Here is a 14,593-nt window from a genome sequence, read left to right on the forward strand (position 1 = left end):
GTTGCTCTATGCTGAGCTCATGACAGACGAACACGCCACCGTGTCGGAGTCCATCGACGCGGAGCTGGCGGACGACGATGCCGCCAGCATGCTCGCCGGCCAGGCCGACATCGTGGACGCCGTTCTCGCGGCCAACCGAGTCTTCGTCGCGGTGGCGGCCGGCGCCCTCGCCAACCTCGAGCCGGACGTGACGCTGCCCCAGTTCCGAGCACTGGTGCTCATCGATATTCATCGCTCGATGACGGTCGCGCAACTGGCGGATGCCCTCGGCGTGGTGCCGTCGACGGCCACCCGCATGTGTGACCGGCTCGTCACCAAGAAGCTGGTCGACCGCGTGGTCGACAGCGCCAACCGTCGGCAGATGGCCCTCACCCTCCGTGCGGAGGGGCGCGCCCTGATCGCGCAGAGCACCCGTCAGCGCACCCGCGAGATCAACCGGCTGCTGAAGAGCATCCCGCCGGACAAGCAGGCCGACCTCGCGGAGGCCCTCGGGTTGCTGGTCCAGGCGGCGCACGGCAGCGACCGCACGCGCGCCTCCCGGAGGTTGCATCAGGCAGCCGGCGTCGCGCACCACCAGCGGAGCCGGTCATGACCGTCGTGCAGACGCAATTGCGGTCCGCCGGAGCCGCTGCCGGGGGCTGGGTCCGCCGCAGCAGCTACCTCCAGAAGTGGGTGGTGCTCGGTGTTGTCATCGGGATCATTGCCGGCCTGGGTGCTGTCGCGTTCTTTCTCGCCCTGCAGACGGCGGGCCACCTGCTGCTGGCGGACATCGGCGGCTACGTCGTGCCCACCGCCGCTGCGGAGGGCGGCGCCAGGGGTTCGGGCCACTACACGCGCTGGTGGGCCGTTCCGCTGGTGGTGGCGCTCGGTGGTCTCCTGTCCGGGTTGCTCGTGACCACGCTGGCGCCGGAGGCGGAGGGGCACGGCACGGACGCCGCGATCGACGCCGTCCACCGCAACCCGCGGATGATCCGCGCCCGAGCCGTCATCGTGAAGATGATCACCTCGGCCATCACGATCGGATCCGGAGGCTCCGGTGGCCGTGAAGGGCCGACGGCGCAGATCTCCGCGGGTTTCGGCTCTCTGCTGGCGCGCACGCTGGACCTGACCGCGGAGGACGGTCGGATCGCCGTGTCCGTCGGCATCGGATCGGGCATCGGCGCGATCTTCGGCGCGCCGCTGGGTGGCGCAGTGCTTGCCGCGGACATCGTCTACAAGGACGACTTCGAGGTCGAGGCGCTCGTACCCGGCCTGGTGACGTCGATCGTTGCCTACACGGTTTTCGGCTTGGTCGAAGGCTTTTCGCCGATGTTCGGGTATGCCGCCTCGGGTTATGAGTTCAACCAGCCGGTGCAGCTCGCCTGGTTCGCCGTCATCGGGATCGTCGCCGGCCTCGTCGGGCTGACCTACAGCACGACGTTCTACGGCGTCGCCGACGTCTTCAAGCGGCTGCCCGGCAACACCATCGTGAAGCCGGCCGCCGGCGGCCTCGCGGTCGGGCTGCTGGCGCTCGCGATTCCCCAGGTCCTGGGCACCGGATACGGCTGGGTGCAGATCTCGTTGACCCGCGAGGGGCTGCTCGGCATACCGCTGTGGACCATCCTGGTGTTGCCGTTCGCCCGGATTCTGGCCACCGGCCTGTCCATCGGATCCGGAGGATCCGGCGGCATTTTCGGGCCCGGCATGGTGATCGGCGGCTTCACCGGCGCAGCCGTATGGCGCGTGCTCGAGACCTTCGCGCCCGGCGTGCCGCACAGCCCGGCGCCGTTCGTCATCGTCGGGATGATGGCATGCTTCGGCAGCATTGCGCGTGCGCCGCTGGCGATCATGCTGATGGTCGCCGAGATGACCGGCAACCTCACCATCCTGGCTCCGGCGATGGTCGCGGTCGGGATCGCCTACCTGATCGTGCGGCACTTCGACAAGACGATCTACCGGTCCCAGCTGGCCAATCGCGAGGAGTCGGTCGGCGCCCGGCTCAGAGAAGGCCTGCCGCTGCTGGGCAGGGTCCCGGTGGCCGACGCCATGGCGCCGCCGCGTCTCGTGCTGCACGACGACGACCGGCTGGCGGACGCGGTGGGTCAGCTTGCCCCCAAAGGGATTCCGGGCGCACCGGTGGTGGACTCCCAGGGCCGGTTCCTGGGCACGGTGACCCTCGCCGAACTGCGCGATGCGGGGGACAAGAACCCCGACGGCAAGGTGCGGCGGCAGGTCGACGCGACCGCTCCCTCGGTGGACACGACGGCGACCCTGGACCAGGCGATGGATGCGTTGCCGGCGACGGTGCACTGGCTGAGCGTGCTGGACGACGAGCGTCGAGTGCAGGGCATTCTCGCGTTCAGCGACATCGTCCGTGCCTATCACCGTGCCCTGCGGGCGGATGCGCGTCGCATGTCACGCGTCGCGTCGAGCGCGGGGATCCAGGACGTCCGGGTCGGTCCCGGCTCGCCGCTGATCGGACGTCGGCTCGACGAACAGGTGCTGCCCGACGGCGTCATCGTCGTCGCGGTGCGACGTGGCGACACGATGCTGCTCGGCCTCGGTGCGGTGCAGTTGGAAGCGGGGGACCAGGTGACGGTGTTGGTGCGGTCGGACCGGCAGGACGGCATCCGTGCGCTGTTCGACGGCGACGCAGTGACCTCCCATCGCACGACCGCTGCGAACCCCGGCAGCCACTGAGGCCAAAACGGCTCTTGGCACTCTGCGGATGAGAGTGCTAAATTTTCTGGCGTAGGAATTCGCAGTCGGTCGCCTCCGGGTGGCCCGGTGGCGACCTTGGAACGTTGGAGGTTGCTATGCGCTCTGACTCGATTTCTGAATTCGACGCCCTTGCCCGCAATCTGTTGGGCATGCGTGCCGGCTCCGCGCGCTCGCCGCAGTTCATGCCGATCGATCTCTACCGGGTCGAAGACCACTACGTCCTCCACGCCGATCTCCCCGGCATGGACCCGGGCAGCATCGACGTGAACGTCAACCGCGGTGTGCTCACCCTCACCGCGCACCGGACACCGCCGCCGGAGGACGACGTCCAGTGGCTGACCAGCGAGCGTTTCGCCGGCGTCTACCGGCGCCAGATCAGCCTGGGCGACGACATCGACACGGAGCAGATCAGCGCCAGCTACGACAACGGCGTGCTCAACGTGACGATCCCGTTGCACGAGCGCGCCAAGCCGCGGCAGATCCAGGTCGCGCACAGCCAGGACAACAAGCAGCAGCACCTGGTCACGTCCACGGCCGAGTCATCAGGGCAGCAGACGGAAGGAGGCGAGCGAGTAGGGACGAAGTGACTTTTGGTTCCTAGCTGTGGCCGGGCGCGGACTCCGGTGCGGGCCGCGACCCGCAAACCTTCATCCTCTGCGTATGTCGTCACGAGGACGTGCCCGGCCACCCACCAACGCCGCCACGACCGAGGTGCGCCATGACCGCAGACCTGCAACGCCCGTCCGACCTGGCAGCAATGTCCATCCGCGAGCTGCTCGCCGAACTCACCCGGGTGGAGGATCGGCTGAACAGCCAGCGTGCCGCCGCCGGCTACCACGCAAATCCGGAGATCGCCCGGCTGCAGCGCCGGATGCAAGCGATCTCCGCGCAACTCCACGAGCGCCGGAGCACACACGCCGACGATGCCGATCCACTCGCCGAGGCCGACGAGGGGGACCTGATCGAGCAGTCGATCGCGGTCGATACGGACCCGGAGGAGGACTATCCGCCGGAGGTGCAGCTCACCCGGCCGGTGTGACACCGAGTATGGCGGCGCGGCGTGCTCCACGCTGCGCCGCCATACTCGCGGGCAGCTCGTCGCGCGACTGCGCGGCCTACAGCTTCGTCATCTTCTGAAACGGGCTGGTGATGCGCACCTTCGCGGTACGGAAGTCCACCGTGACCGCTTGGGCTTCCCTGCCGACCACCTGGCCCATGCCGTAGGAGTCGTGGCAAACACGGTCACCGCACTCGAACTGCTCCACCTCGCGCTCGACGAGTGGCTGGAAGGGGCTGCTGGTCAGATGTCGTCGCCGTGCGGGAGAGGATGCCATTCCTCCAGTATGCGCCCTTCCCGCGACTCGGCCTCTCGGCGAACGCGGAGCGGTTGCTGAGGGCGTTGAGAAGTTCAGCCGGAACGATCGGGTTCATCTCTCGGAAGGAATCTGTTGATGCGCCCGCTCCGTTCGACGGCTCTGCCGGCGGCGTCATGACCGATGAGATCTCCTCGGGTCGAGCGGTGAAGGTCGCAATCGACGAACTGACCGATCGCACGCCGCGCTTCGACCCGGTTCTGCCCCGAACCGGTGGGCCGGCAGGCAACGCGCGGATCACTGCATGGACAGGACTCGTACTGCTCATCCTGCTGGCCGTCGAGGGATTCACGATCCTCGACATCCACGGCCTGATCAGCTGGCACATCGTGGTCGGGCTACTGCTGGTGCCACCGGCGCTGGTCAAGGTCGGGAGCACGGGCTGGCGCATCGTGCGCTACTACACGGGCCACGCGGCCTACCGGCGGGCCGGGCCACCACAGTTGGTGATGCGCCTCCTCGGGCCGCTGGTCGTGCTCCTCACCCTGATCGTGCTGGCTACCGGAATTCTCGTGGCGGTGAACGGTCCGGTCGAGCGCCACGAGCATCTTCTCGGACTGCCCGTGACCGCACTCTTCCTGCACCAAGCATCGTTCTTCGCCTGGCTGGCGGTGATGACCGTTCACGTTCTCGGGCGCACCGTGCGAGCCACCAAGATCGTGGCCGGCCGAACTGCTTCGCCGACACAGGTCCGTGTCCCCGGTGTCGGCGCTCGGGTCATGGTCCTGGCCGGTATGGCGGCCTGCAGTGTTGTGCTCGCGATCTGGCTCGCCGAGCCGTGGATCAACGCATGGCAGCAGGGGTTCGCGTTCCGGCACTGACGCTCGATCCGCGCAACTCAGGCGGAACGGCAGGTCATAGCCGTTCCTGAGGGGCTTGAGAAGTTCCACCGGAAGCATTGAGGTCGTTCGACAGGAAAGGACTCTTCCTCATGATTCCCGCTCTTCGACAGGCCCGACGAATCAGCCGCGCCGCGCTCGGACTCGGCGTCGTCGGCTCACTCGCGCTCGTTGCGCACCTGGCAGTGGATGCACCGTCAAGTTCGGCGTCCCCGACCCAACAACGATCACCGGCGGCCACATCCACCGGGTCGTCCTCGTCGTCACCGTCGCCGTCGAACTCATCAGGATCGTCCACCGCTGCGCAGCACGCGCCGCGTCATCGGCACACGTTCAGCAAGGTGCCGGCGGTCAGCACACCGACGGCGACGCAGACGACCCAGGCGCGGACACACTCCTCGTGATGCAGTCCGCACGTTTCCGCGCGATCGGGGTCGACTGCGAGATCGTCGCGACCCGCGAGGCGACGCTGGTCCCCGCGCGCAAGGTCGCCGAGGCAAGACTCGCGCAGCTGGACGCTGTGGCGTCGCGGTTCCGGCCGGATTCGGAGGTCATGCGGCTGTCGACTGTCGCGGCCCCCACCGGCGCGAGCACGATCACGGCATCGACCAGCCCTCTGCTCCGGTCTCTGCTCGAGGATGCGCTGTGGGCGGCCAGGGTGACCGATGGACTGGTCGACCCGACGCTCGGCCGGGCGATGGAAGCAAGTGGATACGACGCCGATCTCGCCGAGGTCCTGGCGGGGAGCACCGCCCGTGGTTCGGTCCGGGCCGGTGCCGAGGCGCCCGAAACTGTGGCACGGCAGGGGAGTTCCCTGCGTGACCTGCATGTCGATCAAGTGGCCGGAACGATCACCATCGCGGAGGGCGCACTGCTCGATCTGGGCGCCACGGCCAAAGCGGCGACGGCAGACCGGATCGCCCGCGAGCTCGGGGAGCGCTGGCCGGGTGGGTTCCTGGTCGATCTGGGCGGCGACATCGCGGTTGCGGGGCAGCCGCCGAGCCAGGGCTGGGTGATCTCGACCGACGAGGAAACGTCCCCTGATCCGGATCGGATCGGCATCACGACACAGGGTGTCGCGACCTCGGGCACGGACCGGCGTCGTTGGTATGTCGACGGCGCGCTCCGGCACCATCTGCTCGATCCGGCCACCGGCCGGCCGGTGCCGTGTACCTGGCGGCAGGTGACTTGTGTCGGCGCGTCGGCGCTCGAGGCGAACACGGCGTCGACGGCAGCGTGCGTGCTGGGTGACTCCGCGGTCGGGTGGCTGACGGAGCGCGGCATACCGGCCCGGCTCGTGCCCGAACACGGCGACATCGTCTGCACCCCGGGCTGGCCCGAGCCTACGGTGGGGCGCGCGTCATGACCGTCCTCTGGTATCTGTCGCGGGCGACCGGGGTGATCAGCATGGTGCTGATGACCGCCGTCATGGTGCTCGGCCTCTTCCTGTCCGGGGCGCGCCGCAGCGTCGGGAACCGCACCACGACGACCCAGGCCGTGCACCGCAGTCTGGCGCTGGGCATGCTGACCTTCCTTCTCGTGCACATCGTGACGGCGATCGTCGATACCTACGTGCACATCGGCGTGCTCGCTGCCGTGCTGCCGTTCGCCTCGTCATACAGCCGGCTCGAGGTGGGGCTGGGCACGATCGGATTCGACGTGGTGGCCGCGATCGTCGTGACCTCTGTGGCCAGACACCGGATCAGCGAACGACTCTGGCGACTGGTGCACCGGTCCAGCTTCGTGATGTGGCCGATCACCCTCTGGCACGGCATCGCGATGGGCACCGGGAACGAGCCGCTGTTGCGCTACACGACCGTCGGCTGTGGGGTCGTCGGCGTCGTGGCCGTGTTGTGGCGGCTGGTCGGCTCGCACCACGACAGTGCGCGGCGACGCGAGGTGTTACGGCAGGAGTGGACATGAGTGAGCGACCAATACAGCCCCCAGTGAACGGCGGGGCCCGAGCACAGAGGGAACCGGCGTGAACCTCATCGAGCTTCTCGATGCGGCCGGACTGACCGGCCGCGGCGGCGCGGCGTTCCGGACCAGCGCGAAACTTCGCGCTGCGTTCGAGAATCGCGCCGACCTCATCGTGAACGCGTGTGACGGGGAGATCGGCACGCACAAGGACGCCATGGTGGTCGCGCAGCACCTGAGCGAATTGCGCCACGGCGCCGGACTCATCACGCGCAAGGTGCACTGGGCGGCTCATCGGGGCAGCGACACCGAGGACCGGCTGCTGCACGCCGGACTGCGGGTGCTGTCGGTGCCGGCGCGGTATGTCGCCTCCGAGGAATCGGCCCTGCTCAACCACCTGCACGGCGGCCTGGCCCGGCCGATCATGCGCCAGACGCCCATCGCCTTCGGCAGTAGGAACTCCGGTGGCCGCAGGCTTCCTCCGACGGTGGTGCTGAACGCCGAAACCGTGTGGCGGATCAGCCAGATCGAGCAGTACGGGCCGGGCTGGTTCCGCGGCTACGGCACGGCGGCCGAGCCGGGGCCACGCCTGGTCACGATCGGCGGCAGCGTCGAGCGGCCCGGCGTCTACGACACCGCCGCCGGCGTCGCTCTCGGCGAACTGTTGCGCGCCGCCGGCGCCGTCGACGTGGCCGCCGTCGGGCTGTCCGGCCTCAGCGGAGGCTGGCTGGCCGGCGCCGCGGCGTGGGGAGCCACCTGGTCCGATGCAGGGCTTGCGCCATACGGACTCCAGACGGGGACCGGCGCGATCCACGTGTTGGACCGATCGACCTGTCCGCTCGACCACGTGGCCGGGCTGACCGGCTTTGCGTCGGGTGAGTCCGCCGGGCAGTGTGGGCCGTGCATGTTCGGCGTGCCGGCCGTGGCCGAGCAGTTGGACCGGCTCGCCGACGGCGCGATGCGACACGACGAGCTGCGGTTGCTGCATCAGCGGCTCGGCCTGCTCCCGGGACGCGGCGCCTGCCGCTTCCCCGACGGCGTCGCGGGGTTCGCCGCGTCCGCGCTGCGGGCGTTTGCTCCCGATGTGGAGGCTCACCTGGCCGGTCGCTGCATCGCATCACGGGAGCGGTCGCATGCGGCGCGCTGACCGGGAACTGCAGGTCGTCGTCGACCGGGTCGCCTGCACCGCTCACGGCGTCTGCGCGGTGATGTCCGAGGGAGCCATCGAGCTGGACGAGTTCGGCTACCCGGTCCAGTCACGCGTCGCGATGAGCAAGGAGAGTGCGCGGCAACTGGCGGAGGCGTGTCCTGCCCGGGCCCTGATAGTGAGCCGCAAGCTCTGACTCACGCCCTGCGTACCGTCGGCAGCGTGACGCTCACCGTGGTGTCCCCGGGTGTGCTGACGACGTCCAGCGATCCGTCGTGCGAACGCGCCACGGCGTGCACGATGGCCAAGCCGAGGCCGGTGCTGTCGACGCTGTCCTGGCGGTGCCGTCCCTGTGCGAACCGGACGTGAGCGTGGTCCACGAGTTCGGGAGGGAACCCGGGTCCGTTGTCACGGACCTGTAGCCGGACCTGACCGGACGTCTCGCTGAGTTCACAGCGCGCTCTGGTCCCGGCCGGCGTGTGGAGCCGCACGTTCGTCACCAGGTTGGTGATCATCCGCCGCAACTGCTCCTGATCGCCGCGCACCAACACCGGTTCGACGGGCACAGCCACCGACCACTGGTGGTCCGGAGCGGTGATCCTGGCGTCGTCCACCGCGTCCAGCATCAGCCGCGTCACGTCGACGGTCTCGTGCCGCTCCGGGTCGGTTTTGTCCAGTCGCGCCAAGAGCAGCAGATCGTTGACGATGCTCGTCATACGACCTGTTTCGTCGGTGATGCGGCGCAACGATTGATGCACTTGCACGGGCAGTTCGGTCGAGGACATGTATTCGCGCAACAACTCGGCGTGACTGCGCGCGACGGCCAGCGGTGTGCGCAGCTCGTGGCTGGCATCGGCCGCGAAATCCCGCAGCCGCTGTTCGCTCTCGTCGCGTTGCTGCAACGCCAGATCCACGTGGCGCAGCATCGCGTTCATCGCGCGGCCGACCTGGGCGACCTCCGTGGGCTCCTCGAGTTCGTCGGCCCGCACCGGGATCCGGCTCTGGCCGGACTCCAAAGGGAGCTGCGTCACGCGCCGAGCGACGGTCGCCAGGTGCTGCAGGGGCCGCATCGAGCGGCGGACGGCCAGCGCACCGACTCCGGCGACCAGCGCGATCGCGACGGCGAGCACGGCGGCCTCCAAGACGATCAGCTGCCTGATCGTGTGATTGACCCGAGCCTGCGGCACACCGGTCACCAATTGACCGGCGTCGTGTGTCCGGGAGGTCAATACGCGGTAGTCACCCAGGGACGGAAGGTGCACGGTCGCAGGGTGATCGGAGCCGGCCACCCGCTGCACCGCGGCGCGGTCCGCGGCCGTCGGCAGGTGGTCGCCGTCAAGATCCGCTGCCACGACCAGGTCGGTGATCACGCCACCGCTCAGGTGCCCTGTGATGGTGCCCGGAGGGAGGCCGGTGTTGTTGTCGATCAAATTGTCGGCGTCACGGTCATCGCTGTGCGGTGCCTTGATCGTGACGTTGCGCGCGGCCGCCTGGTGCAACTCGTTGTCCAACTGCGCCATCAGGAAGGTGCGGATACCGATGGTGCCGGCGACCCCTGCGATGGCACCGCCGAGCAGCACCAGCGCGGCCAACAGCAGGGCCAACCGGGAAGTGAGCGTTTTCGGCGTGAGTTTCATGCCAGTGGGGGCCGCAGGACGTAACCGGCACCGCGCACCGTGTGGATCAATGGCTCCATGCCGTCGGCATCGACCTTCTTGCGCAGGTAGCTGACGTAGAGCTCGACGACATGCAAGGTGCCGTCGAAGTCGGCTCCCCATACTTTCCGCAACAGTTCGTCCTTGGACAGCACCCGCCGCTGATGCATCGCGAAGTATCGCAGCAGCGCGAACTCGGTCGCCGTCAGGCTCAACGACTGGCCGGCGCGCCGGGCCTCGTGCGCGTCGACGTCGACGACCAAGTCGGCGACCTGCAATTGGCTGCCCTGCCGCTGGCGCAGCAGCCCCGCCCGGCGCATCAGGCCACGCGACCGGGCGAGTACCTCGGACAGGTCGAACGGCTTGGTGATGTAGTCGTCACCGCCGATCTCGATGCCGTGCACTCTGTCTGCCGGCGCGTCGCGTGCGGTGAGGAACAACACGGCGATCTGCGGGTTGCGCGCGCGTAGTGAGCCGAGCAATTCGAAACCGTCGCCGTCGGGCAAGATGACGTCCAAGATCACCAGGTCCGGAGCGAGTAGCCGAACCAGCTCGGTCGCCTGTGCGACCGTTCGGGCGCTGTCGGCGTCCCAGCCGCGGAATCGGAATGCCGCGACCAACGCCTCAGCGATCCCGGCCTCGTCCTCCACCACCAGAACCCGCAGTGGGCGGCCGTCTGGCGCAACAGGCGGGGAATCGTCGGCGGCCATACCTCACGATATCTGCCGCCAACGCTGCTCCGTGTGGACGACGCTGCCACTCAGAACAACGGACCGAGCCGGTGACAGGAGTCGAACCTGACTCACGAGCCCATTCCCAAGCCTCTGACCTGCGGCGAAGAGGGTATAACGCGGTTGTCGTGAACTATGCATGCCCTAGTGACTCGCGGTATGTCGCGCGCGATGGCGCACGCTCCGGGCCTCCATCACACACGACAAGGTCGACGAATGCCAACCACGCCCCCAGCTGCCAGTGTCCCGGAGCATCTCACGCCTACACCGTTCGCGCACTGCTCGGCGTCGTCGCCGGTCGTGGTCCCGTTGCACTCGGCGCGGGATCGACAGGTTCGCGCTATTCGCGCGGCCTCGTACGATCCGCCTCGTCGGCATCGGGACTAGTAAGACGTCCTACTGATGGATCGAGTCGTCGCTGGTAAGAGACACACCGCCGGTCACAACAAGGTGGATGCGCTTACCGGACCAATCTGCCGTCCACCGCTCCTTCGAGCAACTCCACAAGCGCATTCCAGAGGTCGCGGGTGGCCGACTTGTTCCGGTGTGATCGATCGCGACGGTCGGACGATCGACGGGCTGCCGAGCTTCCGTGTCGAATTCGATCTTGGAACTCACCCAGTTGCTTGAGCTCACCGACCGCATGTCGCGACGAGTAGAGAGGGGGGCTGAAACGCCTCGCGCCGGTAGAGCGACGCGACCTCGACCACAGCGCCGCCGAAGCTGCGATGCGACACGAGCGGATCGCTTCCTCGTTGAGTGTGCGTCTGGCGGTCCATCACCACGCCCCGTAAGCCGCAAGCCGCAAGCAAGGCTGCGATGCCAGCGATGGTCCGCAACCTCGCGCCCGACCTCGCCGAGCGCAGCATCACCATCAAACCCCGGCTACCGGACGGCCGCGTACGCCCCGAACTACATCTACCCGGCTTTGGTTGAGGTTCCGGTCGGCGCGATCGTGCATTCCATGACCGCCCTCAGGCGGTAGGGCTATCCAGACGAAGTCGCCGCCGTCATCGCGTTCCTGGTTCGCCCAACGCGGCGTCCATCACCGGCACTACCATCAGGAGCTGACGACGGCTGAAGCTGACGTGCATCGGCGATATGGGCAACCGAATGTCCGTGACACCCGGCGCGCAGGGGCGCCGCAAGTCGCGCGAGGTTCCCGCTTGGAGTGTCGGTACTCGGCGATGAGATGTCTGCTATGAGATCGGAAACCGCGAGTCCAGCGTTGGTCGCGAGCGAACGTGAGGAAGGATGGCCCCATGCTTCCCGGTGACTCTCTGGATTTGAGGAAGGCCAGAGGAGCGTTCTTCACTCCGGAGTCGATCGCTCGCTTCATCACGAGCTGGGCGATTCGCGGCGTGACCGACGACGTGCTGGAGCCCTCGTGCGGTGAAGCGGTATTCCTGCACGCTGCCGGTGCCGGCGAACATGCCGGGCACTTGGTCGGAGTCGAACTGCACCGCGATTCAGCGACCGAATCAGAGAGATCGCTGCGGGACAGCGGCATCGATGCCACCATCCGTGCCGGCGACTTCTTCCTGCACGAGGAATTCGGGACATACGACGCGGTTGTGGGAAATCCGCCGTACGTTCGCTACCAAGGATGGACCGGAGAGGCCCGCGCCAAGTCACGTGCGGCTGCTCTGCGTGCGGGCGTCAACCTGACAAAGCTCGCGTCGTCGTGGGCCGCGTTCACGATCCACTCAGCGCTGCATCTCAAGCAAGGCGGCCGGCTCGGTCTGGTGCTTCCTGCCGAGCTGTTGGCGGTGAACTACGCGGCTCCGGTCCGGCGCTTTCTGCTGGAGCACTTCGCGGACGTCACACTTGTGCTGTTCGAAGAACGTGTCTTCCCCGGTGTGGATGTGGAAGCCATTCTCCTACTCACGGACGGTTACGACCCGACCGGCCGCAACGGAATCGATCACATGAACGTTCACCAGGTTCGTGATGCCGCAGGGTTGACCGAACTCGCCGAGGCCCGCCGATGGACGCCTCCTTCTGGCGGCGGCCGATGGTCAGCGGGGCTGATGTCGCGTGATGGGTTCGACGCATACGCGACGGTGTTCCCGGGCTCGCGTTTCACCTCGCTGGATCAGTGGGGCGACACGACGTTGGGCATGGTGACGGGCAACAATCGCTTCTTCGCGCTCTCACCATCCAAGGTTGCGGAGCTCGGGCTTGCCGATGCTGACGTGCTGCGTTTGTCTCCGCCGGGTTCGCGGCACTTGCGCGGTCTTTCGTTGACGTCAGCTGCTCTTGATCGGCTCGGCGCTGATGGGTACTCGACGCACCTGTTCCGCCCCGACGGCAAGCCGAGCAAGGCAGCACTGTCCTACATCCTCAGTGGAGAAGCCTTGGACGTCCACGAAGCGTATAAGTGTCGGGTGCGTTCGCCGTGGTGGAGAGTGCCGTATCTCCGACCGGCTGACCTGTTCCTGACGTATATGAACGCGGATACACCGCGAATCTCTAGCAATAGAGCCCGTGTTCACCACCTGAACTCGGTGCACGGCATCTACCTTCAGGACGGGTTGAGGGGCCTCGGCGCCAGTCTTCTGCCGATTGCCTCGCTCAACAGCATCACCTTGCTCGGGGCCGAGACGGTCGGACGGGCATACGGCGGTGGGATGCTCAAAATTGAGCCGCGTGAGGCCGATGTGCTCCCAGTCCCCTCCCCGTCCCTCGTTGAGAAGTACCGTGCCGATCTGATGCGAGCCAAGCCCTCGGTCACTGCGATGTTGCGGGCGGGGCATCTGCTTGACGCGGTAGCCGTGATCGATGAGGTGCTACTCACCAAAGGTGTAAGGATGAGCAAGAAGTCTTTGATGGCCATCCGCGCCGAACATGCCGAGCTCACCGCCAGACGCGTTGCCCGCGGAAAGGGGAAATGACGTGGCGGAGAACAAACCGACCGCCAAAGCTGAGGCTTGGCCGCTGTTCGACGCTGTGGTGGCCAACGCCGCGACCGACGCGGTGAACCCCTGGGAGGACGACTCTTTCCAGCCCGATTTCGCCACGTTGCGGACGCTGCTCGCCATACCTTTGCATCTCGGAGCCGGGACCCGCACCGGCGTACCCGCCCTGGCGCTGGATGTGTGGACTGCGTATGAGTTGCGTCGTGCGGGGCTCGACCCTGACGTCGTGTGGCCACGATGCGAGCCACCCCGTGCAGTGAGCAAGGACGTTCTCGAGTTCATCAACGGAATTTCACCGGCTGGCCTGCGTGAGCAGCTGATGGAAAAGCTAGCGAGCGGGTCGGGACGGGTCGGGCGGGCCTCGGCGAACATTCTCGGCAAGAACTACCTGAAACAGGTGGACGTCATCGTGTCCGGGTGGCAGACCGGTCCTGAGTTGCTGATCTCGACGAAGCGAATGGATTCTTCGTTCGGAAAGAACGCTGCCAACCGTGTCGAAGAGTCGTACGGCGACGCCAAGAACCTCGCGCTGCGCCACCCTCTCGCCGCGCTCGGCTTCCTCTATGCGCTGAGGTCGACGGCCTACACGGAGGAGCGTCGTCAGTTTGACTGGATCGTGGACTTGCTCATCAAACTGGGGCGAGAGGAAGACGCTTACGATGCATGCTGTCTGATCGTTCCGGAGTGGGAAGACGACGGTCGAGTGGTTGATCAGGGCGAAGTGGATGATCCTGCGCCGATCGAGCCCGACGACACTGACGCGGAAGATATCGTCGAAGAGGTAGCCGTGGCCGACATCCGCTCTGCCCTCGCTACACTGCCAGTGGTGATCCTCCGACATGATCTGGTGCCTGACGAACTCAGCCCACGACGGTTCTTCACGGCGCTACTGAATGAACTTCTGGACTCGACGCCGATCACCCTGCACGAGCGCGCGAGGCACCTCCGTTCCCAAGGGCGTTCCAGCGAATAGCTCCGCCGCTGCTCACGAGCGGTTCTCAAATTCGGTGAGACCCGCACGCCGGCGCAATCTGCACTGTGCAGGACGACGTCGGCATGATCGGCAGCTTGGGTCACTCGCGGCGAAGTGACTCATCCGCTCGCACCAAGACGCCTGGCGCTAGGTGCGGGCAACGTGCGCCCTCGCGGCCTGGTGCCGTGTTGCCGAGGCGCGTTCATGCCGCACCCTGGTACACGCTCCCGCCAAGCCGCGCCCGGATGTACATCTCCAGCCGCGGAAGCAACTCGGCCGATTCAGCAGGAACGTAGATGTTCGCGCGGTCGAGGTTGCGCAGCATCCAATCGCGCACGTT

General features: G+C 67.1%; 14 protein-coding genes. 11 read left to right on the forward strand and 3 right to left on the reverse strand.

Annotation, left to right across the window (positions count from 1 at the left end):
* Window positions 1–19: 19 nt before the first annotated feature.
* The 4 genes from ACN8HC_RS18045 (at window position 20) to ACN8HC_RS18060 (ending at window position 3,739) form a co-directional block, all read left to right on the forward strand.
* Window positions 20–592, forward strand: coding sequence for a MarR family winged helix-turn-helix transcriptional regulator (locus ACN8HC_RS18045; protein WP_490076229.1), 573 nt, complete (start codon window positions 20–22; stop codon window positions 590–592).
* Window positions 589–2,679: a chloride channel protein gene (locus ACN8HC_RS18050; protein ID WP_490076230.1), complete on the forward strand. Its 2,091-nt coding sequence runs from the start codon at window positions 589–591 to the stop codon at window positions 2,677–2,679. Before ACN8HC_RS18045 ends, ACN8HC_RS18050 begins: the two co-directional genes overlap by 4 nt.
* Window positions 2,680–2,795: 116 nt before the next feature.
* The gene (locus ACN8HC_RS18055; protein ID WP_490076231.1) at window positions 2,796–3,287 is read left to right on the forward strand and encodes an Hsp20/alpha crystallin family protein; all 492 of its coding nucleotides are present in this window, start codon (window positions 2,796–2,798) and stop codon (window positions 3,285–3,287) included.
* 131 nt (window positions 3,288–3,418) lie between these two features.
* Complete coding sequence (locus ACN8HC_RS18060; RefSeq protein WP_490076232.1) at window positions 3,419–3,739, forward strand: hypothetical protein; 321 nt, start codon at window positions 3,419–3,421, stop codon at window positions 3,737–3,739.
* A gap of 76 nt (window positions 3,740–3,815) precedes the next feature.
* Here ACN8HC_RS18060 and ACN8HC_RS18065 read toward each other — a convergent pair whose 3' ends face one another.
* Window positions 3,816–4,034 (reverse strand): hypothetical protein, encoded by a 219-nt coding sequence (locus ACN8HC_RS18065; RefSeq protein ID WP_490076233.1) that lies wholly within the window; start codon window positions 4,032–4,034, stop codon window positions 3,816–3,818.
* Window positions 4,035–4,189: 155 nt separating this feature from the next.
* On the opposite strand from ACN8HC_RS18065, the gene ACN8HC_RS18070 reads away from it, so the two are divergent.
* From ACN8HC_RS18070 to ACN8HC_RS18090, 5 genes are all read left to right on the forward strand, one after another.
* The gene (locus tag ACN8HC_RS18070; protein ID WP_490076234.1) at window positions 4,190–4,894 is read left to right on the forward strand and encodes a hypothetical protein; all 705 of its coding nucleotides are present in this window, start codon (window positions 4,190–4,192) and stop codon (window positions 4,892–4,894) included.
* A gap of 421 nt (window positions 4,895–5,315) precedes the next feature.
* Complete coding sequence (locus ACN8HC_RS18075; protein WP_490076235.1) at window positions 5,316–6,278, forward strand: FAD:protein FMN transferase; 963 nt, start codon at window positions 5,316–5,318, stop codon at window positions 6,276–6,278.
* Window positions 6,275–6,835: a ferric reductase-like transmembrane domain-containing protein gene (locus ACN8HC_RS18080; protein ID WP_490076236.1), complete on the forward strand. Its 561-nt coding sequence runs from the start codon at window positions 6,275–6,277 to the stop codon at window positions 6,833–6,835. The genes ACN8HC_RS18075 and ACN8HC_RS18080 overlap by 4 nt, the downstream gene beginning before the upstream one ends.
* A 58-nt stretch (window positions 6,836–6,893) precedes the next feature.
* Window positions 6,894–7,976: an NADH-ubiquinone oxidoreductase-F iron-sulfur binding region domain-containing protein gene (locus tag ACN8HC_RS18085; RefSeq protein ID WP_490076237.1), complete on the forward strand. Its 1,083-nt coding sequence runs from the start codon at window positions 6,894–6,896 to the stop codon at window positions 7,974–7,976.
* Complete coding sequence (locus ACN8HC_RS18090; protein WP_490076238.1) at window positions 7,963–8,172, forward strand: ferredoxin; 210 nt, start codon at window positions 7,963–7,965, stop codon at window positions 8,170–8,172. The genes ACN8HC_RS18085 and ACN8HC_RS18090 overlap by 14 nt, the downstream gene beginning before the upstream one ends.
* Window position 8,173: 1 nt before the next feature.
* On the opposite strand, the gene ACN8HC_RS18095 is transcribed toward ACN8HC_RS18090, so the two are convergent.
* Both ACN8HC_RS18095 and ACN8HC_RS18100 read right to left on the reverse strand, forming a co-directional pair.
* Complete coding sequence (locus tag ACN8HC_RS18095; RefSeq protein WP_490076239.1) at window positions 8,174–9,613, reverse strand: sensor histidine kinase; 1,440 nt, start codon at window positions 9,611–9,613, stop codon at window positions 8,174–8,176.
* Window positions 9,610–10,341, reverse strand: a complete 732-nt coding sequence (locus ACN8HC_RS18100; protein ID WP_490076240.1) for a response regulator transcription factor — start codon at window positions 10,339–10,341, stop codon at window positions 9,610–9,612. Before ACN8HC_RS18100 ends, ACN8HC_RS18095 begins: the two co-directional genes overlap by 4 nt.
* Window positions 10,342–11,624: 1,283 nt before the next feature.
* Between ACN8HC_RS18100 and ACN8HC_RS18105 the strand changes: the two genes are divergently transcribed.
* Complete coding sequence (locus tag ACN8HC_RS18105) at window positions 11,625–13,256, forward strand: N-6 DNA methylase (protein WP_490076241.1); 1,632 nt, start codon at window positions 11,625–11,627, stop codon at window positions 13,254–13,256.
* A gap of 1 nt (window position 13,257) precedes the next feature.
* Window positions 13,258–14,253: a hypothetical protein gene (locus tag ACN8HC_RS18110; protein WP_490076242.1), complete on the forward strand. Its 996-nt coding sequence runs from the start codon at window positions 13,258–13,260 to the stop codon at window positions 14,251–14,253.
* Window positions 14,254–14,593: the final 340 nt, after the last annotated feature.

The organism is Flexivirga sp. YIM B11880 (assembly GCF_058148645.1).